This window comes from Clostridioides sp. ES-S-0010-02, from assembly GCA_020641055.1.
Lineage (GTDB): Bacteria > Bacillota > Clostridia > Peptostreptococcales > Peptostreptococcaceae > Clostridioides.
Window position 1 is genome coordinate 677,392 of sequence record CP067345.1, and the last position, 22,991, is coordinate 700,382.

Consider the following 22,991-nt stretch of genomic DNA (forward strand, 5'->3'; position numbering starts at 1 on the left):
GTTATAGTGGAGGGTTGTTATAATAATTCCATATACAACTATTCTATTATAGAAGTAAGTATATGTTTTTTAATAAGCTGCCATCTATCACGAGGTTTAAAAACTATCTTAGATGGTATTGCTATAACCAAATCGTACTTTGGTATACAACAGATGGCATTTCCTCCAGCTCCCATTGCTGAATACCAAAGAACTCCATCTTCTTCACATAGCCACCATAGATAACCATACTCATTGGAATTCATTTTGGTTGATTCTTCAATCCATGATTTAGATATAATACGTTTATTATTCCAAATACCATCATTTAAATACAGAGAACCAAATCGTAACATATCTCTGGCACTCAATGTAAGTCCCCAGCCACCAGCAGTATTACCTTGTCTGTCTTTTGCCCAACCTTTAAGATTTTTTCCAAATAAATCTTCAAAATCAAAATTTTCTATATCATAATCGGGTATTTCTCTCATACCAATAGGTTTGAATAGATGTTCATTAGCAAACTCACGAGCACACTTTCCTGTAGTATTTGTAATAATAGCTGAAAGTAGGTGAACTCCAGCTGAAGAATATTTGAAAGTTCCAATGTTTTTGTTTTGACCAAGTTGATTTAGGGCATATTTTACCCAATCTCGTTGTTTAGAAAGTCTCTCTAATGATTCAGTTGTATTTTTAAAAGGGTATGGTGCAGTCATCGTAAGCAAGTGGCGTATAGTTACTGCTTTTTTGTATATATCAGCAGGGCTACAATTATATTCAGGAAAAAAATCAACAACTTTTTGCTCAACATCCTTTATATAACCCTTGTCTATTGCGATACCAATTAGGGCTGATATGATACTTTTTGTGACAGATGCAACATGAAAAGTATCGTCAGCATTATAACCATTATAATATTTTTCAAAGACGATACTTCCTCTTCTTGCTATGATTATTGCGTTTATATTGCTATATTGTGAGATTATTAAAGGTTCAAGCTGTGAAAGTTTTTTTGAATCCATTCCAACACTTGAAGGGTCTATATTTTCAAATTTCAAATCTAAGCAGTAGCCTTTATCCATTATAAATACCTCCCTGTTATAGACTTTGAGTTTTCTTTTAGTTGTTGAGGAGAACCCTCTGCAATGATATATCCGCCTTTGTCTCCTCCTTCTGGACCAAGTTCAATAATCCAGTCACAAGTATTTAGAACTTCTATATCATGTTCAACAACAATTACAGAATTTCCATTTTCGATTAATTCATCCAACAATTGAATTAGTTTAGCAGTATCATACAGACTTAGACCAGTAGTGGGTTCATCCAACACATAGAGTATATTGCCTTTTCGTTTTTTACCAATCTCTTTTGCAAGCTTGATTCTTTGAGATTCTCCACCACTTAAAGTAGGGGTAGGTTGACCTAGCTTTATATAACCCATACCAATTTGTTCTAGTACTTTTAAGTGTGAAACAATATTTGGAGTATCTTCAAAAAAAACAACAGCTTCAGATACACTCATATTTAAGACATCATAGATATTTTTATTCTTATATTTAATGGATAGGGATTCATCATTAAATCTTTTTCCATGACACTCACTGCATATACTGTCCATACTTAAATTATTTCCCAACCAGATTTTTTCATATCCACTACCACTACACTTAGGACAAGCACCTTTTGAATTGAATGAAAAATGCCCAGCAGTGAAATTTTGTTTTATTGATTCTGGTTGACCTGCAAATAAAACACGTATCTTATCCCATATCCCAATATAAGAGGCAGGAGTTGAGTTCATATTTCTACCAATAGGAGTTTGAGATATTTCTGAATATCCAGAGATATATTGTGTACCACTTAATTTATCAGCAATAGTTTCTACAATTGTATAATCATCCTCATTACTTACTTCATTTTCTTTAATAGTGGTTTTATTATTACTTGCTTGATTGTTGAAGTAACTTCTAAGAAGAGGGAGTAATGTATCTGATATAAGGGAACTTTTTCCACTACCAGATTTTCCAGCTATTCCAACCATAGCACCTAAAGGTAATGATGCAGTAACGTTTTTAAGATTATTTGTACTTGCATTTTGAACAACTATACAATGCATTTTTTCAATGTCCGTAATATTTTTAGATGATGTTCTAGTAGGCATGGAGTATTTTCCTGAGATATATTGTCCAGTAATTGATTCATTTGACTTAAGTAGACCTTCTAAATCTCCTTGATATATTAATTGTCCACCTTCAATACCAGCTTTTGGCCCTATATCAATAATATGTTCTGCCATACTAATTGTATTTTTGTCGTGTTCAACTACAATGACAGTGTTACCTAAATCTTTTAAATCTTTAATGGATTTTAGAATGTCGATTTTTTCGGATTCATGTAATCCCGCAGTTGGTTCGTCAAGTACGTAAATTAATGAGTCCATCTCTGAATCAAGGTGAGAATTTAAAAATAGCCTTTGTATTTCTCCGCCACTTAAAGTTGACATCTCTCTGTACAAGGACAGATGACCTAGTCGTGCCCTTATTAGATTATTTGTCTTAATTAAAATATCAGCTATTAAATTTTTACCTAGAATAGTTAGTTTGTCTTGATTCAATAATGACTTTAGGAATTCATGAACTTCTAAAATGCTCATCTTTCCAAGTTCACCAATATGCTTTCCATTTAATAAAACTTGGCGTGCTTCTTCACCAATTTTAAAACCATGGCACTCAGAACAAGTAGTCATTCTATAAATACCATTTAAGTCTTCACCTCTTTGGTGACGACCATGAAGTACTTTTGCTAAAGAAGAACTTTGTTTTCCATTTTCATAGTGACCATATAGTACCTCGTTTTGTACTTCCTCAGGCAATTGTAAGAATGGTATATCTAAGTAATCTTTGAACTTCTTAGATAACACTCTCAAATATCCTGGTGTGATTTGGGCTCTATCCAAAACTTTTTTTAGGGTAGTGCGCTTATCCAAGATAAGTTTTTCAATATTAATCTCAAAGTATGCTCCACGTCCAGAACATTTCATACACATTCCATCTGAAGAGGTATATGAGAAATAACTTGGTCTTAAGCGTTCTTCTTTATTACCACAATTATTACAAATAAGATTGTTGTCTACAGGAGTGTTACACGCAGAACATATTACTTGTCCTTCTCCTGAATATAATAGTGTAAGCATACTAATAATATTGGTTCTAGTACCTACTGTTGAACGAGGATTACTCTGACGGATGATATTTTGTTTAACAGCTATAGTAGGAGCTAATCCTTGAATATTGTCAAATTTATTCTCATTATCAATGCCTGAAAGTATGCCTAAGGACTGTAAGTACTGTTTACGCCCCTCCTCAAATACAATATCGAACATAAGACTGGATTTACCTGAACCACTAACACCTGTTGCAACTACAAGCTTATTTTTGGGGATAGAGATATTTATATTTTTTAGGTTATGTATTTTTGCACCTTTGATTTTTATTTCTTTCATTAATTCACCTCATTTTATTAATTTTATCAAACTATAAAATTGGTATGTTTTAATCATTAATATAAGAAGAGGTTAAGCGAAATCATAGTATTAAAAAGGCTCTATAGGTAAATATATATCAACTATATGTTTATTTTGTGGGTGACTATTTGGGTCATTAAGATATACTTCAAAAGGAAAAGAATTACGTAGTTTATGCTCATCATTTGATAGCCATTCATTATACATAAAATCCCAAGCATCACTATATTCATCTTGAAAAATACTAAAATGTCCCACCAGATATTTCCCAGAAGGTATTGTAATATTGCCAAGGTCGCTATTTTCTTTGACAACAATATTATCTGGAATTGTCATACAAATACTAGTCCTCAAATGATGTTCTTGTGTAAATTGAGGATTATCATGATAAATAGCTAATATCTTTGTCTTTTCAAGTTCAATTAGATTCTGCTCATTTGCATAATCAAAGAGTTTTTCTACAATCTTTGGAAAGTGACTGGCCAAATTTCCATATGACCCAGTGTATCTAATATAAGCTGTATTTACATTATCAAGTTCTAAGATTTCAATTTCTCCCTTAACCTCTCTCTTATTTTTAGATTTAAGTTTTGATATGTGTCTATTATACTGAGAAATTTTATATGGTTCTTTGCAATTCTTGCTATAATTGTTTCTATATTTTATAGGGCTTATCTTATAATAATTTTTGAAGGCTCGCGAAAAAACTGCGGAATCAGTAAAACCGAAATAATGTGCAATATCAGTAACTGTCATATCAGTACGATGAATAAGAAAAGAAGTGGCTCCTTCTAGTTTTAACCTATTTACATACTGTGACAATGTTTCTTTTTCTATCGCTTTGAAAATTCTATGAAAATGAAACTTTGAAAAACCTGCTATATTAGAAAGCTCTTCAAGAGAAAGAGAATCATACAAATGCTCTTCTATGTAGTCTTGTACTTTGCAAATACGACGTAAGTATTCTTTTTTAATTTGGGAATCGGTCATAAGTATACCTCCTTATTGTAAAAATACATATTTTAAATACCCTTATTTATAGTAAATAAAGCGTTGAGTATGTGAAATTTAAAGTAAAAAAATGTTAAATAGATTTTTTATTAGGAGTTTTTCTTATATATAACAACAATTTATATTATAAGAGAATTTCTATCTTACTTTGTAACACTTAGTATAACATAGTGATATATTTTTAGATTGTATATTTGATTATACATTTATATAAAGTTAGAGACTATAACATAGACAAAAACTTAATATCTAGTAGGGGTGTAAACTTTGATACTAAGAACAATATATCAATTTCAAGAAAATGTTTACTAAATAATAAAATATTTATATTAAAAAAATTATTAAATTTATTGTTTAAATAAAAAAGTTAAATCTCATCTATTAACATAGAGCCTTTAAAACTTTAAAATGAAAAATATAGAAGAATGATTTTTAATAAAATATAATCATCTAATAAATTATTAAGAAATACAAAAATACTTACAAACAACTATTTATTTTAATTGGGGGAATAAGAATATGAACAATGGTTTTTATCAATTAAATTCAGCAGTGTTATATTTTAACGAGCGAAGTGATGTAAACAAAATAAGGTTTAATCACTATATAATGAGAAAAGAAAACATACAAAGATTAAGGGGAACTTTACCAAGGGGACAGTTTATGATGACTGTAAGAAAGGCTGCATCTGACCTTGATTTATCAATATCTACAATAAGTAGGCTTGTAAATGAATTTATAGATTTAGGAATATTGAGACTAATAAGTCGAGGAGTGAAGGGAAATTGTTGCTCTGTATATAGTTATATATGCTCTGAAAGTAATGATACAGGTGTAATAAAGAAACGTAGAAGTTTTTTTGAAGATATATTAGAAAATATTAATGAAACAAATAATAGTATCCAAAAGGTATCAAAACATGAATATAAGTATGACAAAGATAAGACCAGTGATACCAATATGTATAGCTATGTAGATAAAGAGTATAGACAATGGGGTTATGACCCAGAACTTCATACTGTAGATGAAACAGAAGATGTAACAAAGAAAAAAGAATTATTAAAAAAAAATTTAAAAAAAGAGTTATTAAAAAAGAACTCCAAGAAAAATACTGATGTGGAAGAGGAATACTGTTATATAGAAAGTATTTATGAAAATATTATAAAAAAGTTAAATAAAGAGTCAGGGGAAAGTTTTAGGTTTGATTCAGAAACAGATAATAAACTTATAGCTGAAAGAAGAAAAGAAGGCCATAGCTTAGAAGATTTTTATAAAGTTATAGAATCAAGAGTGAAGAGCTGGAAGGAGACTCCTACACTAGTGGATATAAAACCAGAGACTCTGTTTGGTCATGAATTCAAGACTTACTTAAATGAAAAGTGATTATAGTGGATAAGAAATATAAGTTTAGAAGAGATATACTAGAATAGATATTATGAAAAATCTAAAATTCATATATAGTTTATGTTCAGATATATTATATGTATAGAAAATAGGGTTATTAGTGTTATTAATAATAAAAAATATTACTGGAATTTTTAAAATTCCAGTAATATCAAATTTAAATTACAGCAATATCAAATAAGAAAATTTTTATAAACTGTATCATTAGAGTCATACACTATATTGTATCAACTTCATATTCTAATATTTTTCCAGTGATTGCACTGATTGTTATATCATATTCATTATTTCCCTTTATTATTTCGCCTTCATATTCTTTATCATCTTTATCATATTCAAATTTTACTATTTTACCACCAGGTACTTTGTTTAGCATTATTGACTTAGCTTTTTCAATGCTAATTATAGAGTTATTGTTATTAGAATTAGAATCACTATTATTGTGATTATTATCAGAGTCATCATAATCATTATCATCATAATCATCGTCCATATCAATATCTATAATTCTTCCATCAAATGCATTTATCTCTATTTCATATGTTTTATTATCTTTTACAACTTTAGCTTCATATTCATTATCGCCAGCATCATATTTACAGTATATTAAATTACCATTAGGAATGGCATCTAGTATTATAGATTTAGCTTTATCTAAAGATATATTTTTGACACCTAAATTATTATTTATATCATCATCTTTTTCAATTTCTATTATTTTACCAGAGTAGGCGTCTATTTCTACTTCATATACAATATTATCCTTTATAACCTTACTGTCGTATTTATTATCATCTTGGTCGTAGTAACAAACTAAAACATTACTTTCTGGAACAGCTTGTTTTAATATTTCCTTAGCTTCAATTAAAGATATTTTTTTAGTTTTATTTCTTATATCGACATTTTTTAGCTTTAAGATATCCTCAAATGCTTTTTGGTTATCACCTCCGCCAACTTGTGTTACTTCTTTTATGTCTTTATTGTTAATAAAATCTTTTTGGCTGTTTACAAGAGTGCCATTAGATATTATTACAGGAGAATTTTCTTTGGCTGCCAATACTCCTATTGATAATGCGTCTACTAGTGCATTTTCCTTGTTCATACCATCTTTAGTAACAAACACATTTTTTATACTTTTGGTTTTGTAAAATTGTTCAATAATTTTGGCATTGGTATTGTTTCTATCTGAACCACTGATTCTTTCTTTATTCGGATATTTTTTTACTGTATTGTCTGATAAAATCTTATTTCCACCAACTATATAAGATTTTTTTATAGACCTATTGTTTAAGAAATTTATACTGCTATTATTTCTGTTTTCCTCTGATACTAGTATTATAGGCATATTATGTATTGCTGATGGAGAAGCTATGCTAACTGCATCAGATAACCCCTTTAATCCATTTACAACTGCTACATTTTCCACTTTTTTTATTTTATCTATTTCTTTAAGTAAATTTGTAGACATTTCATAGATATTATTTCCTACTATTTTATTTACCTTTATGTTGAGTGATTTTATTTTATTTTCTACTTTATTAGATATACTATTTCCACTGTCCACTATATATACATTATCTACGCCAAGTCTTTTAAGTTCAGTTTTAGTTGAACTTTCTATACTATTATCATTTACTAATAGTATAGGAGCATTTTTTAATTTAGCAAAAGGATTTGCACAAAGTGCACTTTGAATAGAGTTACCATTGACTATAATTGCTACCTTTGATTGAACCCATCCTAATTTACTCACTTCTACAGCCGTTTCATATCTTGTTTTACCTATTAATCTTTCTTGCTTTGTTACGTTGTTTGCAAAGATTACTGAAGAGCTAGAAAAAAACATCATACCTGCCACTAATATAGCTAAGTTTTTCTTATTCATATTTTTTACCTCACAATCCTTATATTTTATTATTTAGTATGAACTAGTAAAATATAATCTTAAAATCAACAGATAAGATTATTCAATATAAAGCTTTTATTTTATTATTTAACATTGTATCATAAATCTTTGGGAAAATGTTTTTGACATTGAATATATGTAAATCAGGATGGATTATTTTTATCATTTGATAAATAGGTTTTTCCCCATTATTTCATGTGTTCTAAAACAGGGACAAAGCTTATTCCTAAATCTGTTAGGAAATATTCTACTTTAGGTGGAATTTCTTGATAAATTTTTATAGTATTTAATTAAAAAATAAAAAAACTATTGACTTGAAGTTAACTCTAAGTAGTAAAGTATAATTATAGAAAATTTATAAATATTTAAAAACATAAATTAAAGTAGAGAATACATAAAGGGGGAAGCAAGACAATGGAACAAAAAAAATTAGGGTTTGGGTTAATGCGTTTACCAATAAAAGACGAAAATGATGCTACAAGTATTGATATGGACTACTTAAATAATATGGTTGATACTTTTTTAGAGAGAGGATTCACATATTTTGATACAGCATATGTATACCATATGGGTAAAAGTGAAATAGCACTTAGAGAATCTCTAGTAAAGAGACATAAAAGAGAAAGTTTTACCGTAGCTACAAAACTACCACTAATGGCTTTAAAAACAAAAGAAGAGCAGGAGCCTATTTTTAATGAACAGTTAGAAAAATGTGGTGTAGATTATTTTGATTATTATCTTTTACATAACATTGGTGTATCACATTATGAAATAGCTAAAAAATTTGACAGTTTCAAGTTTATTGAAGAAAAGAAAAAAGAAGGAAAAATAAAAAATATTGGTTTTTCTTTTCATGATAGTGCAGAACTATTAGACAAAGTATTGAATGAGCATCCAGAAGTAGATTTTGTGCAGTTACAAATTAATTATTTAGATTGGGATAATGAAAGCATACAATCTAGAAAGTGTTATGAAGTAGCAAAGAAACACAATAAACCTGTTATAGTTATGGAACCAGTAAAAGGTGGTACACTAGCAAAAATACCAGAAAGAGCCGAAAAATTATTTAACGATTATAATCCAGATATGTCAGTGCCATCATGGGCAATTCGTTTTGCAGCAAGTAAAGATAATGTCATGATGGTTTTAAGTGGAATGTCAAATATGGAACAACTATTAGACAACACAGGGTATATGCAAAATTTTGAACCATTTGTACAGGAAGAATATGATGTTATAAATGAAGCAGTGGAAATTATAAATGAAGCAATCGCAGTTCCATGTACTGCTTGCCAGTATTGTGTAGAAGGATGTCCAAAAAATATCGCTATTCCAAACTATTTTGCTTTATACAATGCAGAAAAGCAAGCTCTTAATACTGGATTTTCAACACAAATGGTTTATTATAATAACTACATTAAAACTTATGGAAAAGCATCAGATTGTATTGGATGTAAACAGTGTGAAAAAAATTGTCCACAACATATTAAAATTGTAGAATCTCTAAAGAATGTAGCAGAAATATTTGAAAAATAATTGCTACTATAAAATAATTAATGATATATAAAGAACTTGAAGTTAATTAAGTATAAGTGAAATAATTAATGTTATATAGAAAAGTTGAAGTTAATGAAATATCAGTAAAATAATTAATGTTATATAGAAAAGTCGAAGTTAATGAAATATCAGTTAAACTATTTAATCCGATTTTAAATTATACAGTATCAAGAAAGGAGGAGGATTTGTATGACAATTTCAGAAGTAAGTAGAAAATACGAACTTTCAGCAGATACTTTACGATATTATGAACGAATTGGTTTAATACCACCTGTAAATAGAAATAAAAGTGGAATTAGGTCTTTTACAGAAAAAGATTGTGAGTGGGTTAATTTCATCAAATGTATGAGAAGTGCAGGACTTTCCATTGAGACATTGATTGAATATGTAACTATGTTTCAACAAGGGAACAAAACTATCAAAGCGAGAAAAGAACTTTTAATAGAACAACGAAATCAGCTTTCTAGAAGAATTGAAGATATGCAGAAAACTTTAGAACGATTAAATAGTAAAATTGATGGATACGAGGATAAAGTTATTGAAAAAGAAAAAACATTAAAAAATAATAGTGAGAGTCAAAGAACGGAGGTATTGTCTTATGAATAAAAGTGTACTTGTATTGTCTGCAAGCCCTAGAAAAGGTGGTAATTCTGATTTATTATGTGACCAATTTATGCAAGGGGCATTAGAATCTAAAAACCAAGTAGAGAAAATATTTTTAAAAGATAAGGATGTTAAATATTGTATAGGATGTGGAGTCTGTTACGAGAAAGGTGGAAACTGTTCACAAAAAGATGACATGGAAGAAATTCTTGAAAAAATGATTAAAGCAGATGTGATTGTTTTGGCAACTCCAGTTTATTTTTATACTATGAATGCACAGATGAAAACTATGATTGATAGAACTTGTTCGAGATACACTGAAATTTCTGGAAAAGAGTTTTATTTCATCGTTGCTGCAGCCGACAATAGTGAGCAGGCTATGGAAAGAACATTAGAAGGATTCAGAGGATTTACGTCATGTCTAAATGGTGCTAAGGAAAAAGGTATAGTGTATGGCATAGGAGCTTGGCATGTAGGTGACATCAAAGAAAGTGTAGCAATGAATCATGCCTATGAAATGGGCAAGTCAGTGTAGTGAAGAGAGATTTTTAAGAGTATCAGATTTACTAAATTTTATTGATAGAGTGAGTTCAGAATAATCTAGACAAAATAATCTTGATAAAATAAATAGTAGACTAAAATGTATTCTACCATTTAGAGGCTGTAAGTAGATTTGTGTAAAACAAATTTACCTACAGCTTTTTGTTGTATATAATTGGTAAACTAGATAATTAGTTTTTTCATCCATAGCATCAGTCTTCATATTTTATTATCATATCATAAATATAAATACTAATTTTATAAAGTGAATAAATTATAAAATAAATATAAATAAATTATATATAAAATATAAACGTTTTATAAACAAATCAACTACTGATAAGATGAATTTTAATGATAGTATAGGAGTTACAGGAAGTATATGATTATAGTTAAAATGCACTTATTCCTGTAAATACAAACAATTTAAATTTTAAAAGGAGGAATTAATCATGGCAATTGAAACTAAAACTCCAGACTGGGTTAATGTGCTGGAACTAAACAGTGAAATAGACATTACTGGAAAAAAAGATGTAAGTGATATGATACAAGAAATTGTTTCTGATGAATCATTAAAGGATTCCGTTATATATTTTCCAAATGGTGACTATTTATTTGAAAAAGGTATCAAAATTAGCCAACAAATAACACTTCAAGGAAATTCTTATTATGGGGGAGATGTTCCAGAATTAAGTGAAAGTGAAGAAGATAAAAAAACATTCATAGGAGCAACAAATTTTATAACTAGAGGCGTTTCTAATATGAGTATCATTACATTAGCAGAGAAAAATCAAACTGTAAAGAATATTAACTTTTACTATGATAATCGCGAAAAAAATAAATTACCTGAAGATGTATCTGCTATAACAGAAGGAGAAGGAGTACAAGGTCTATCACATTTTGAACATCTATATATTTCTGGATTTTCAGGAACAGGAATAGAAATTCCACTTTATGCTACTGCAAATGATATTACTGTTACTTCATGTGGTCTTGGTATAAAACTTGGAGAAAAATCAATGCTTTCTAGTAGTAAGATTTATGGATGTAAAAAAGGAATGGAAATTACAACTGGTGTCAGCTTAAACAACATAAGAATAGAAGACATTCAAGAAGTAGGTATTGATAATAAAGGGCTTGGTTTCAATCTTATTATGAATCTTGCAGTTGATAAATGTGGATACTGCGGATTTATGTTTGAAAAAATGTCTCATAGCCAGATAACTGCAAGATTTACTAACTGTAGCCAATATTATAAAAATGTTGACTATGATACTTATAAGAATCTTCCAGACAAAAAAGAAGAGGCTTATTCTATATTCTATGGAGACACTTTAGATAACTGCAATATTGTATTGGTAAATAATAATGTTGATACTCTAGAAAATGGTTTAGAGCGTAAAATACATGTAATTAAAGCAAATGATACTAAAAATGTAACTCTAGAATGTGATGCTGAGGCTGATAATTTTATACAATGTGCAAAAGGAAACTTATTATTAGAAAATGGTAGGAATACTTATAAGTTCTATGATGGTGAGATTTGTTCTGTAGGTGGAGTTCAAATTGCTTATACTCATAAAGATCAAGGTGATTTTATTAGAATAATTGACAATACACTTAGTATAAGAAATAATGCACAGGATTTAATAGTACCTAGATTAAGAAAGAACACTGTTATATCTTCAATATTAGATTCAGAAGAAGAAATAAGTAAGTTGCATAGTGGAACATGGGAACAAATTGGTGTAAAAACAGTTAATGGACAGCCTATGTACTATTATAAAAAAATAGAAGATTAGTTTCAAAATGAGGAGGTAGTGAATTATGGGAGAACCTATAATAATTAAAGAAACAGATGGATGGATTAATGTTTTAGATTATGGAGTTTGTAATAATGAAAAAGAAGATGTAAGTTCTAGAGTACAAGAAATCATAAAGGCTGCACCAGAAGATTCTATTATATATTTTCCAAGTGGGAAGTACTTATTTACAAGCGGTATAGAGATTAACAAACGATTAACACTATGTGGAGATACCTATTTTAGGTCAAATAATGCAGGTAATCCAGCTTTTAATTCAGGGGCAACACAATTCTCTTGTAACTTTGATAAAAAAAAGATAGAAGAGGGTAAAATAGAAAGTTTCGCAGTGATAACAGTAAAGGGTGTAAAACATTGTATTAAAAGTATTTCTTTCCAATCAGATAGCTGCTATAGACCTAGCGATAAAGTTGATAATACTCATAACCCTCCTGCAAATGGAGAACCAGGACTTCATCATAAAATAATTTTAACATATGAAGGAAAATATATATCAGCAATTGTGTGTGATAATGTATCAGAAGGATCTGGTCATTATGAGAATCTAGACTTTGGTGGTTTTGCTGAAATTGCACTTGAAATGCCTAATAATTCTACAGCAAATGATATTACTATTTTTACATGTAATCGTGGGATTAGTGCAGGAGAAAATTCAATAATTACTAATGGAAAGACTTGGGGATGTACTTATGGAATGAAAATTTCTACTGGAACATTTATAAATGGTATGAGAGTAGAAGAAGTTGGTAAAGTTGCTATTGACAGTATTGGTAAGGGCTCAAACTTTATAACAAATATTACAATTGACCAATGTGGCTATTGTGGATTCAAGTTTAATTCAATATCTAATACCCAAATATCAGGAAATATCTCAAGATGTGGACAATATTATTTTAATTTTAGCTATGAGGATTATTTAAAGTTAAATGATAAAGATAGAATTGAAGAAGCATATTCTTTGTTATATGGAAATTCAATAGAATCAAGTAATATAACAATAACAAATAATAACACAGACTATTGGGAAGATGGTGGGGATGTTAAAGATGAAAATGGTAATACCAAGTTTAAGGAACATAAGATATATCTTATAAAAGCATTTGAAACCAAAAATGTATTATTAAGATGCACTATAGATGCTACTGATATGGTTCTTGAATCAGAAAAAGGAAATTTGATATACAATAACAAAGGACAAACAGTTATATTCCATGATGGGGAACTTAGTAGTGTCAATGGTATTGGCATATCTGAAGAAGATTATGGTGATAAAATCAAGATAAAAAAAGGCGATATGTATATAAATGATAATATGAAGATGTATAGCCCACAGATAAATGACATCCTGACAACAGGAAATAATACAAGTGATACAGTTGCTACCTATTATGGTGGAAAATGGGAGAAAGTTGGCGAAAAAGTAGAGCTTGGAACGACGGTACGATATCATAAAATGATAGAGAAATAAGTAAATAATATTCTAGTATTAAATAAGAAAGGAATAGATAATATTATGGAAGAAATTAAAAATAAAAAATGGATTAATGTGTTAGAAAGAGAGCCTAAGATTAAAAACGATGGTTCGGATGATGTAGGACCTTTTATACAGAAAATTATTAATGAAACAGAGTTTTGTGTTTTGTATTTCCCAAAAGGTAAATACTTATTTAAAACTGGTATCACGATTGATAAAGAAATAACCTTACATGGAGATTCTGATTCATCAACACCTGCTACACAATTTATAACACATGGAATTCCTAATATGAGTATTATCACATTGACAAAAAGAAAACAATGTATTAAAAATATAAGTTTTTATTCTGATAGCTGTGATGTACTCGTTAATGATGAACCTCCAACAAAGGGTAACCCAGATTATCATTATAAGATTGAAACTAAACTAGAGGGTGTGTCAGCGATTAAGACTGATGATATAGGTAATACCGAGAGAGGTCTAGGTCATTATGAAAATCTTTATATAAGTGGTTTTTCAGATATAGGAATTCAGATACCATATTATTCAATTTCAAGTGACATTACAGTTTCATCTTGTGGATTAGGTGTTGATACAGGTACTGATGTAATTATTTCCAATAGTAGAATATCCAAATGTAAAAATGGAATGAGAATTAGAACTGGTACTAGTATAAATAATGTAAGGATTGAGAAAATACAAGAAGTTGGTCTAGAAAGTAGTCGAGTTAAAAACCTTGAAGGATATGGTAGTTATAAAATCAATAATATTACAATCGATCAATGCGGACATTGTGGTTTTGCATTTGGTACGGTGATAGATTCTTATATATCTGGGATTATAAGAAGATGTGGTCAGTATTATTATAATACAGATTATGATACTTATTTAAATATGGAAAATAGGAAAGAAGATGCATATTCATTATTCTATGGAGATAGTCTTAAGAATTGCCATGTTAATTTGATTAGTGATAATAAGGATAATTGGGATGATGGATTAGAATATAAACATAAAGTTTATGTATTTAAAACTACCTATATGGTAAAATCTACATTGAAATGTAACATATATGCTCATGATTATATAATAAAAGCAGCAAATGGCGGTGGAAATTTAAGATTACAAAATAACTTCAATGATTATATATTTATTGATTCCTCTAGCCCAGAAATTGCTAATGGGATTAGCACAATGTCGCACCACGAAAACGGAAACTTATTACTATTAAACAGTGGTAAGTTGAAATTTGGAGATGTTGATAAGAAAAATGACATATTTAAATCCAATCCTGGTTTGATTGTTAAATCAACAGAGTCAGATATTTGTCAGATAATACATACCTATGGAGACTATTGGGAAAAACTTGGTTCTGAGCTTATAGGAAAAGAAACTGTGTATTATTATAAATACATTTCTGAAAATCCATTATAAATAGCATAAAGAAATGAATCCTGTTATAGGGATTCATTTCTTTATGTAAAATATTTTATAATAAATTTTTAGTCTATATCAAGCATTTTTAAGTACTTTTCATTAACTTTATATACATCATTTTTTCTAGATAAAATCTCTATTTCTTCAAGGTTCTTAAACACTTTCATTAACTAGTCAACTAATTCGATTTCCTCTATTCCAGCCTTTAAGTATCTACTTTTATTATTTTTAATATAGTTTTCTAATGTCATAGGATAGTTATCTTTACTACAAATATATTTTAATATATGTTCTTCTGTTGCTGATAGAGTAATATCATTTTCAAATAACTCCTTAAGCTTATGTATCTAAAACTTATTATATGATAAAGTCGATATCGAAATGTAACGTAGATGCTTATGATTATATAATAGAAGCAGTACATGAAGATGGGAATTTAAGATTACAAAATAACTTTAATGGCTATATAGTAAAAGCAATACATAAAGGCTATAATTAGATTTACAGAAAAGTAAATTTATCCACAGCCTTTTGGTATACACAGTTTTTCAATATGCACAGAATTTTGATATACATACAAATCTATGCACATTTTTATCATTTATTTGATATCTAAATTTATATGTGTTTTAGTAGTTGTTTTGGTTTTAATAGTTAGTAGCATATTAAACAGATTTCTGCATAATATCATTCTCTTTACTAATTAACTTTTTTAGATTTTTCCAATCTATTTCTTCCATATTAGCAAAATAATGTCCACTTCCTACACAAGTTATATAGGACTTGCCATCTAATTCAAATGAAGAACCACCAATACATTTTGGATTACATTTTTTACAAGTACGAGTTTTTGTAATACTATCTTTAATAGTTTTAGAACATTCCTCCACAGTATCTCTATATGTATTTAGATTATAAAGGTTTGCTTTAACTCTCCATTTTTTCTCATTACATTCAATAGTAAATAGACTACGCTTTGGTTTTTTAGTTGAATATAATATACGATAAGAGCGAGCTCCTGTTCGTGGTTCAATCTTGCAATCGAGTGATTGACCAAGCTTATGAAAATCATAAGCAATATTATAATCTTTCCCACTTAGTACTTTTAGCATTTCTTCTGTTGTTTCTGCTGTTAATGGACTTTTGTTCATAATTAAAAACCCCCTATATAAATAAAAATTTTGCATATAAATAGTAGCTTTATATACAAATAAAAACTAATAATAGTATAGTCAATCAAGTTATCAAAATCAATAAAATAGCTGTAATCTTACATTATTAGGCATGAAATGAGAGGTATTGTTTTGTAGAGGTAAAGACTTAATAGTATGAAAATTCACTCAAACATGGTACAATTCTATAAAAGATTTAAAAAATAAGAAGGGAGAAAGTTGCTGAAATAATCTTATACTTTACTTATATTTTATAAAATAAACGTATATCTTATAAAATAAATGGGGTCATTAAAAAATAGTTTTGTAAGTTTTCAGCAGCAGTAGTGGAATGATAATTTTTTGGTTACTATTATACTTGGCTATTATATTTTCAATAGGTTCTATGATAACAAAAGTAAATAAGGTCTGGATTAAAGTGTTGCTATTTGTAGCAGTAGGATTGTCAACCATAGTTCTTTCATACATGATAGCATAATAACTTAAAGCTTTAGAACTATTTAAATAAAATTCGCAAATTCTCAAAACAAGAATTCTCAAGTTGGTAAAATTCCAGATATGAGAAAAAAATTAGTACTATAAAAAAACTATTTTCGGATTATTTTTTATGGAAAGGTTTCAATTTAGGTGTTTTAAGTGGTTCCATAAAGTTTTATGAATAAAAAGAAATTGGCATGCTAATTGCTTTAATAAATATTAACATGAACACAAATAAATATAATAATCTGAGTATTGATTATTTGAAACTTTGGACTTGATTTCTTGTCTAGAGGTTCATATTAATATTGGTGTTTAGGAAATTTTATTTTCCTGTAAATATAACTTAATAATAGGAGGTGAAATCATGTCAAAAGTAGTAATAGCTACAGAGAAAGCTCCAGGAGCAATTGGACCATATTCTCAAGCAATACAAGTTGGAAATATAGTTTCTACATCAGGTCAACTTCCAATAGACATGAAGACAGGCGAGTTAGTATCTGACCCAAAAGAAGCAACAAAAGCTTCTTTAGACAATGTAAAAGCAATACTAGAACAAGCTGGTACAACTATGGATAAAGTATTTAAAACTACAGTTTTCGTAAAAGATTTAAAAGATTTTAATGATATTAACGAAGTGTACGCTACATATTTTAAAGAAAATCCACCAGCAAGATCATGTGTACAAGTTGCTCAATTACCAAAAGATGCAGTTTTAGAAATTGAAGCAATGGCAGTATTATAATAATAAAACCAATGACAAAACTAATGAAAATTAAAAACTAATAAAAAAAGTCTACAATTAAAAAGTTTATATTAAAAAAGTCTATATAAAAATCTATCTAAATATTTAACTATTGAGCTTTTCTTATATAACATATATTTTTGTGCCAAAAATATATTTGTTATAGGAGGAAAGCTTTTTTTATTTTATTATTTGTGTATTATAATTAAAGTAATCCTAATATAAAACAATCTTTTTATAATTATTATTATGTATTTCAATGTAAATATATAAATAAGTAATGTTTTATATATATTTTAAAAATTAACTATATGTTAAAATATAGCTAAACTGATAATTTAGTAAATTAAATTCTAATGGGGGAAACTATGGTAAGTAAATTAAAAGAATTTCAACAGGAAATGATAAAATACACTGAAACAGTAGCTAGCGTGTTAGATGTAGATATTGAAATAGTTGATGATAGATTAATAAGAATTAGTGGCACAGGTCTGTATAAATCAAAAATAAATGAAAGCGTTGTTACTGAAGGTTTTCTTTATGATAAAGTTATACAGACAGGTCAGGAGTTAGTCGTATTAGATATATGTGATAATCAGCTTTGTATAGAATGTTCCCATTACATGAAATGCCTAAATAAAGTAATAATAGCAGTTCCAATAAAATATAATAATCGTACTATAGGAGTAATTGGTGCTATTAGTACAGATAAAACTAAAAAAGTAGAAATAAGTGCAAAAATAGATAATTATTTGAAGTTTGTCAATCATATATGCGATTTAATTTCTATGAAGATAGAAGAACATGAAGTGTCAAAAAGTAGCAGTAGAAAAATGAACATGATGATAGAAATAATTGAAAATGTTGAAAAAGGTGTTGTTATATTAGATATAAATAGCAAAATATCTTATATAAACAATATTGCTTTGAAAAAATTAGATATTGGAAAAGATATAATAGAAAATACAGTAAAAATAGTATCTGTTGAATCTTCTTCAAATGGACATGAATTACTAGAAATTGATATTGATAACAAAATTTATAATATAAATGCCAAAATAATTCCTGTATATCCATATATAAATCAATATGACAAGATAATTATATTTGATAAGACATATATAAACCATAAAGGACATGGGAAAGTCAATAGTGGATGGGGAAATAGTGATATAGAGTCTATAATTGGGAACTCAGAATCAATGGTGAAAGTTAAAGAGAGAACTAAGAAATTAGCAAAGTCAAATTCAACAGTTCTTATAACTGGTGAAAGTGGTACAGGGAAAGAGCTAATTGCTAGAGCTATACATGCTGAAGGAAGTAGATGGAATAAGCCATTTATTGCTATAAACTGTGCTGCTATTCCAGAAAACCTTCTTGAAAGTGAGTTATTTGGCTATATAAAAGGTGCATTTAGTGGGGCTAGTAGTGGAGGTAAGGTTGGTAAGTTTGAACTTGCAAATGAAGGGGTCATATTTCTTGACGAAATGGGAGACCTATCTATGCCTTTACAAGCAAAGTTACTTAGAGTTTTGCAGGAAAGAAAATTTGCAAGAATTGGCTCAAATAAACTTATAGATTTAGATATAAGAGTAATTGCTGCAACGAATAAAAACTTACTTAAGTTGGTGAATGAAGGTAAGTTTAGAGATGATTTGTACTATAGGTTAAACGTAATTCCTATAAATTTGCCACCTCTTAGGGAAAGAAAAGATGATATTGAAACTATAATGATGAAATTTGTTTCCAAGTATTCTTTAGAATTAGATATAAAATTGAATCAAATAGAAAAAAATGTAATGAATATGTTGGTTAATTATAATTGGCCGGGAAATATAAGAGAATTAGAAAATGCAGTTGAATATATGATGAATTTAGTTGGAGAAGATGGAATAATCTATAAAGATATGCTTCCATTAGATATTTTGAACTATTATAATATTGAAGGAAATAGTTTTAAGAGTAATAATGAGGTAACAAAGTTTGAAGATGATATAGTCGGGGGAATAGTAGAAAACCAAGAAAAAATACTTTCAATTAAAGAATTGGAGTTAACTTACATACATAAGTTGTTAAATAAATATGGAAGAGATACAAAGACAAAAAAGAAAATAGCAAAAGATTTAGGGATAGGTTTAGCTACATTATACAGAAAACTAGAAGAGGAACAACAATAAATTAAACATAGAAAATAGTTTTAAATGTATGGCAATGTGATTTGTAGGTCAATAAAAATAAAGCCTCTATAATAGAAGTGTCACTAGAAGAGACTAATATAGTAATAATACTATATAAAAATAAAATTATAAGCTTGTAAGATATTGAGTCAGTATAAATAATAGAAAATAAAAGTTTGAGCTTATAAAGTACAAATATGTAAAACATAAAAATAACAGTATTATAGAAAGCTAAAATAAAAACATAAAATATAGAAGGTTATAACAATATAAATATAGAAGGTAAAAATAGTAATATACAAGACAAAATAACAGACATATAGAAAAGTAAAAGCATAATAAAGGAAAATAAAAACAAAGAAACGGTTTCTCGAAATGATAATTCTCGTATTGATAAAAATTTCCCAATATGAGAATTTTTTCTTTTATAAATCTTATTTTTCACACTCAGATTTTACAACATTTAAATAAATTTGAAAAAAGTATGTAATTCCAACATAAAAAAAATATTTTTAGAATAAATAATATTGGCACAGTAATTGCTTTATATAAAGACACAAAGATAAAAAATTAATAATGACATCGAAAAATTTGAAAGGGGAATATAAAATAAATGAGAGAAATAAAATGGAAATTAAATAACTTACCTAAAGCAGAGGAAAAAGAAAAAGGAATTGAATTTTTAAAGGACGAAGAAATTGCAAAAGCTAAAGCATTTCATGAGAGTTTTCCACAATATGAAAAAACTCCTTTAGTTAAATTAGATAACTTAGCAAAATTATTAGGAGTTAGCGGAATATATGTTAAAGATGAATCTTATAGATTTGGATTAAATGCATTTAAAGTTTTGGGTGGTTCTTACTCTATGGGTAAATACTTAGCTCAAAGATTAAATAAAGATATATCAGAGTTAGGATATGAAAAATTAACTTCAAAAGAAATAAAAGACCAATTAGGAGAAATAACTTTCTTTACAGCTACAGATGGAAATCATGGTAGAGGAGTTGCTTGGACAGCTAATAAATTAGGTCAAAAATCTGTTGTATTAATGCCAAAAGGTTCTTCTGAATTTAGATTAAATAAAATCAAAGGAGAAGGTGCAGATGCTAGTATAACAGACTTAAATTATGATGATGCAGTAAGATTAGCTAATGATTATGCAGAAGCTGATGACCATGGAGTAATGGTTCAAGATACAGCATGGGATGGATATGAAGAAATACCAGCATGGATAATGCAAGGATATGGAACTATGGCTAAAGAAGCTATAGAACAATTAAAAGAATATGGAGTAGATAGACCAACGCATGTATTTGTGCAAGCAGGAGTTGGTTCGCTTGCTGGTGCAGTTCAAGGATATGTTGCTTCAATATATGATGAATGCCCAATAACAGTAGTAGTAGAAGCTGATGAGGCAGATTGTTACTATAAATCAGCAGAAGCAGGAGATGGAAAACCAAGATTTGTAGGTGGAGATATGCCAACTATAATGGCAGGTCTTGCTTGTGGAGAACCAAATACTATAGGATTTGAAGTATTAAAAAATTATTCATCAGCATTCGTTTCAGCACCAGACTGGGTTTCTGCTAAAGGTATGAGAGTTTTAGGAAATCCTCTAAGAGGAGATGAAAAAGTAATCTCTGGAGAATCTGGAGCAGTTACAACTGGAGCATTAGTTTCAATACTTGAAAGTGAAGATTTAAAAGATTTAAGAGAGGCTTTGAAATTAGATGAAAACTCTAAAGTATTATTAATAAGTACAGAAGGAGACACTGACCCAGACAAATATAAAGATATAGTTTGGAATGGAGAATACCAAAGTAAATAAAAAATTTAAAATAAAAAATAAATAAAGTCTAAATAAAAGTTTAATAAGTGAAATATTAATAAGTAAATAAGTAAAATACCAATAAATAAAGTGAAACATCAATAAATTAAAAATTATATGGGGGAATATCAAAATGTTAAATGAAATAAGAAAAAAACAATTAACTGAAGTATGCCAAGATTTAATAAGAAATGCTAGTTATTCAGGTCAAGAAGAAAATGTAGTAAAGGCAATTGAAGAAAATTTTGCTATGCTAGGTTTTGACAGCTGGTCAAGAGATAGATATGGAAATATAATAGGATGCATAAAAGGAAACAAACCAGGGAAAAAAATATTATTTGATGGGCATATAGATACAGTTCCAGTTCCAGATGCAAGTAAGTGGAGTGTTCCTCCTTTTGAAGCAAGAATAGTAGACGGAAAAATATATGGTAGAGGAACTTCTGATATGAAGGGTCAAGTAAGTGCTATGATGGCGGCTGTTTCATACTTTGCAGAAGATACTAATAAAGACTTCGAAGGTGAATTATATGTAGCAGGAGTTGTTCATGAAGAAATATTTGAAGGAGTTTCAGCTAGAGAAATAAGTAAAGCTGTTAAACCTGATTATGTTGTAATCGGAGAATCTTCAGAACTAAACTTAAAGATTGGTCAAAGAGGTAGAGGAGAAATAGTTGTAGAAACTTTTGGTAAACCAGCTCACTCTGCTAACCCAGAAAAAGGTATAAATGCAGTTTATAAAATGGCTAATGTAATTCAAAGAATACAACAATTAGTACCTCCAACTCATCCAGTTTTAGGTGATGGAATATTAGTTTTAACAGATATAAAATCTTCTCCATATCCAGGTGCATCAGTGGTGCCAGATTATTGTAAAGCTACTTTTGATAGAAGATTATTAGTTGGAGAAACAAGAGAAGGAGTACTAGCTCCAATACAAGCATTATTAGATGAAATGATGAAAGAAGACTCAGAATTAAATGCAAAAGTTTCTTATGCATCTGAAAAAGCTGACTGTTATACAGGAAATACTATAGAAAGTGAAAGATTCTTCCCAGGTTGGTTATATGATGAAGATGATGAATTTGTTCAAGCAGCATACAAAGGATTAAAAGAAGCTGGAATAGATTCAGAAATAACTCAATATTCATTCTGTACAAATGGAAGCCATTATGCAGGTGAGGCTGGGATAAGAACTATAGGATTTGGTCCTTCTAAAGAAAATCTTGCTCATACAATAGATGAACATATAGAGTTAGACCAATTATTCAAAGGTGCAGAAGGATATTATGGAATATTAAAATCAGTTTATAAAAAATAATTAGGAGATGG

At 28.6% G+C, this 22,991-nt stretch carries 18 protein-coding genes and 1 pseudogene; 12 read left to right on the plus strand and 7 right to left on the minus strand.

The features are described 5' to 3' along the window. Positions 1 to 38: 38 nt before the first annotated feature. The 3 genes from JJC01_03550 to JJC01_03560 all read right to left on the minus strand — a co-directional run bounded on the left by JJC01_03550 (position 39) and on the right by JJC01_03560 (position 4,492). Positions 39 to 1,061, minus strand: coding sequence for a serine hydrolase (locus JJC01_03550; GenBank protein ID UDN58955.1), 1,023 nt, complete (start codon positions 1,059 to 1,061; stop codon positions 39 to 41). Beyond that, positions 1,061 to 3,481 (minus strand): excinuclease ABC subunit UvrA, encoded by a 2,421-nt coding sequence (locus JJC01_03555; protein UDN58956.1) that lies wholly within the window; start codon positions 3,479 to 3,481, stop codon positions 1,061 to 1,063. Before JJC01_03555 ends, JJC01_03550 begins: the two co-directional genes overlap by 1 nt. 90 nt (positions 3,482 to 3,571) lie before the next feature. Then, positions 3,572 to 4,492, minus strand: coding sequence for an AraC family transcriptional regulator (locus JJC01_03560; GenBank protein UDN58957.1), 921 nt, complete (start codon positions 4,490 to 4,492; stop codon positions 3,572 to 3,574). A gap of 540 nt (positions 4,493 to 5,032) precedes the next feature. On the opposite strand from JJC01_03560, the gene JJC01_03565 reads away from it, so the two are divergent. Beyond that, the gene (locus JJC01_03565; GenBank protein UDN58958.1) at positions 5,033 to 5,896 is read left to right on the plus strand and encodes a conserved phage C-terminal domain-containing protein; all 864 of its coding nucleotides are present in this window, start codon (positions 5,033 to 5,035) and stop codon (positions 5,894 to 5,896) included. 238 nt (positions 5,897 to 6,134) lie between these two features. On the opposite strand, the gene JJC01_03570 is transcribed toward JJC01_03565, so the two are convergent. Together JJC01_03570 and JJC01_03575 are read right to left on the minus strand one after the other, a co-directional pair. Next, positions 6,135 to 7,802: a cell wall-binding repeat-containing protein gene (locus tag JJC01_03570; protein UDN58959.1), complete on the minus strand. Its 1,668-nt coding sequence runs from the start codon at positions 7,800 to 7,802 to the stop codon at positions 6,135 to 6,137. A gap of 209 nt (positions 7,803 to 8,011) precedes the next feature. Then, entirely contained in the window at positions 8,012 to 8,098 is an 87-nt protein-coding gene (locus JJC01_03575) for a winged helix-turn-helix transcriptional regulator (protein UDN60116.1), read from the minus strand. A gap of 139 nt (positions 8,099 to 8,237) precedes the next feature. On the opposite strand from JJC01_03575, the gene JJC01_03580 reads away from it, so the two are divergent. From JJC01_03580 to JJC01_03605, 6 genes are all read left to right on the plus strand, one after another. Beyond that, on the plus strand, positions 8,238 to 9,359 hold the full coding sequence (locus JJC01_03580; protein ID UDN58960.1) for an aldo/keto reductase: 1,122 nt from the start codon (positions 8,238 to 8,240) through the stop codon (positions 9,357 to 9,359). Positions 9,360 to 9,569: 210 nt separating this feature from the next. Then, complete coding sequence (locus JJC01_03585; protein UDN58961.1) at positions 9,570 to 9,986, plus strand: MerR family transcriptional regulator; 417 nt, start codon at positions 9,570 to 9,572, stop codon at positions 9,984 to 9,986. Next, on the plus strand, positions 9,979 to 10,518 hold the full coding sequence (locus JJC01_03590; GenBank protein UDN58962.1) for a flavodoxin family protein: 540 nt from the start codon (positions 9,979 to 9,981) through the stop codon (positions 10,516 to 10,518). Before JJC01_03585 ends, JJC01_03590 begins: the two co-directional genes overlap by 8 nt. A gap of 457 nt (positions 10,519 to 10,975) precedes the next feature. Next, positions 10,976 to 12,325 (plus strand): glycoside hydrolase family 55 protein, encoded by a 1,350-nt coding sequence (locus JJC01_03595; protein UDN58963.1) that lies wholly within the window; start codon positions 10,976 to 10,978, stop codon positions 12,323 to 12,325. A gap of 25 nt (positions 12,326 to 12,350) precedes the next feature. Then, a complete protein-coding gene (locus JJC01_03600; protein UDN58964.1) occupies positions 12,351 to 13,814 on the plus strand; it encodes a hypothetical protein in 1,464 nt (487 codons plus the stop codon). A gap of 45 nt (positions 13,815 to 13,859) precedes the next feature. Beyond that, positions 13,860 to 15,257, plus strand: a complete 1,398-nt coding sequence (locus JJC01_03605) for a glycoside hydrolase family 55 protein (protein UDN58965.1) — start codon at positions 13,860 to 13,862, stop codon at positions 15,255 to 15,257. A 68-nt stretch (positions 15,258 to 15,325) separates the two neighbouring features. Here JJC01_03605 and JJC01_03610 read toward each other — a convergent pair. Beyond that, a pseudogene (locus tag JJC01_03610) lies at positions 15,326 to 15,595 on the minus strand (Fic family protein). A gap of 330 nt (positions 15,596 to 15,925) precedes the next feature. After that, positions 15,926 to 16,411 carry a hypothetical protein gene (locus JJC01_03615; protein UDN58966.1) on the minus strand — a complete coding sequence of 162 codons (486 nt, stop codon included), beginning with the start codon at positions 16,409 to 16,411 and terminating at the stop codon, positions 15,926 to 15,928. 352 nt (positions 16,412 to 16,763) lie between these two features. Between JJC01_03615 and JJC01_03620 the strand changes: the two genes are divergently transcribed. The 5 genes from JJC01_03620 to JJC01_03640 all read left to right on the plus strand — a co-directional run bounded on the left by JJC01_03620 (position 16,764) and on the right by JJC01_03640 (position 22,980). Continuing rightward, positions 16,764 to 16,910, plus strand: a complete 147-nt coding sequence (locus tag JJC01_03620; GenBank protein UDN58967.1) for a hypothetical protein — start codon at positions 16,764 to 16,766, stop codon at positions 16,908 to 16,910. A 366-nt stretch (positions 16,911 to 17,276) separates the two neighbouring features. Further along, positions 17,277 to 17,654, plus strand: coding sequence for a RidA family protein (locus JJC01_03625; protein ID UDN58968.1), 378 nt, complete (start codon positions 17,277 to 17,279; stop codon positions 17,652 to 17,654). Positions 17,655 to 18,022: 368 nt separating this feature from the next. Further along, positions 18,023 to 19,831 carry a sigma 54-interacting transcriptional regulator gene (locus JJC01_03630; protein UDN58969.1) on the plus strand — a complete coding sequence of 603 codons (1,809 nt, stop codon included), beginning with the start codon at positions 18,023 to 18,025 and terminating at the stop codon, positions 19,829 to 19,831. A 613-nt stretch (positions 19,832 to 20,444) separates the two neighbouring features. Further along, entirely contained in the window at positions 20,445 to 21,659 is a 1,215-nt protein-coding gene (gene dpaL, locus JJC01_03635; protein ID UDN58970.1) for a diaminopropionate ammonia-lyase, read from the plus strand. A 133-nt stretch (positions 21,660 to 21,792) separates the two neighbouring features. Then, on the plus strand, positions 21,793 to 22,980 hold the full coding sequence (locus JJC01_03640) for a YgeY family selenium metabolism-linked hydrolase (protein UDN58971.1): 1,188 nt from the start codon (positions 21,793 to 21,795) through the stop codon (positions 22,978 to 22,980). Positions 22,981 to 22,991: the final 11 nt, after the last annotated feature.

Coding starts and splice junctions, on each gene's coding strand:
- JJC01_03625 (UDN58968.1), top strand. CDS start 17,277: ATGTCAAAAGTAGTAATAGCTACAGAGAAAGCTCCAGGAGCAATTGGA.
- JJC01_03615 (UDN58966.1), bottom strand. CDS start 16,411: ATGAACAAAAGTCCATTAACAGCAGAAACAACAGAAGAAATGCTAAAA.
- JJC01_03640 (UDN58971.1), top strand. CDS start 21,793: ATGTTAAATGAAATAAGAAAAAAACAATTAACTGAAGTATGCCAAGAT.
- JJC01_03585 (UDN58961.1), top strand. CDS start 9,570: ATGACAATTTCAGAAGTAAGTAGAAAATACGAACTTTCAGCAGATACT.
- JJC01_03565 (UDN58958.1), top strand. CDS start 5,033: ATGAACAATGGTTTTTATCAATTAAATTCAGCAGTGTTATATTTTAAC.
- JJC01_03555 (UDN58956.1), bottom strand. CDS start 3,481: ATGAAAGAAATAAAAATCAAAGGTGCAAAAATACATAACCTAAAAAAT.
- JJC01_03550 (UDN58955.1), bottom strand. CDS start 1,061: ATGGATAAAGGCTACTGCTTAGATTTGAAATTTGAAAATATAGACCCT.
- JJC01_03630 (UDN58969.1), top strand. CDS start 18,023: ATGGTAAGTAAATTAAAAGAATTTCAACAGGAAATGATAAAATACACT.
- JJC01_03560 (UDN58957.1), bottom strand. CDS start 4,492: ATGACCGATTCCCAAATTAAAAAAGAATACTTACGTCGTATTTGCAAA.
- JJC01_03605 (UDN58965.1), top strand. CDS start 13,860: ATGGAAGAAATTAAAAATAAAAAATGGATTAATGTGTTAGAAAGAGAG.
- JJC01_03570 (UDN58959.1), bottom strand. CDS start 7,802: ATGAATAAGAAAAACTTAGCTATATTAGTGGCAGGTATGATGTTTTTT.
- dpaL (UDN58970.1), top strand. CDS start 20,445: ATGAGAGAAATAAAATGGAAATTAAATAACTTACCTAAAGCAGAGGAA.
- JJC01_03580 (UDN58960.1), top strand. CDS start 8,238: ATGGAACAAAAAAAATTAGGGTTTGGGTTAATGCGTTTACCAATAAAA.
- JJC01_03595 (UDN58963.1), top strand. CDS start 10,976: ATGGCAATTGAAACTAAAACTCCAGACTGGGTTAATGTGCTGGAACTA.
- JJC01_03590 (UDN58962.1), top strand. CDS start 9,979: ATGAATAAAAGTGTACTTGTATTGTCTGCAAGCCCTAGAAAAGGTGGT.
- JJC01_03600 (UDN58964.1), top strand. CDS start 12,351: ATGGGAGAACCTATAATAATTAAAGAAACAGATGGATGGATTAATGTT.
- JJC01_03620 (UDN58967.1), top strand. CDS start 16,764: ATGATAATTTTTTGGTTACTATTATACTTGGCTATTATATTTTCAATA.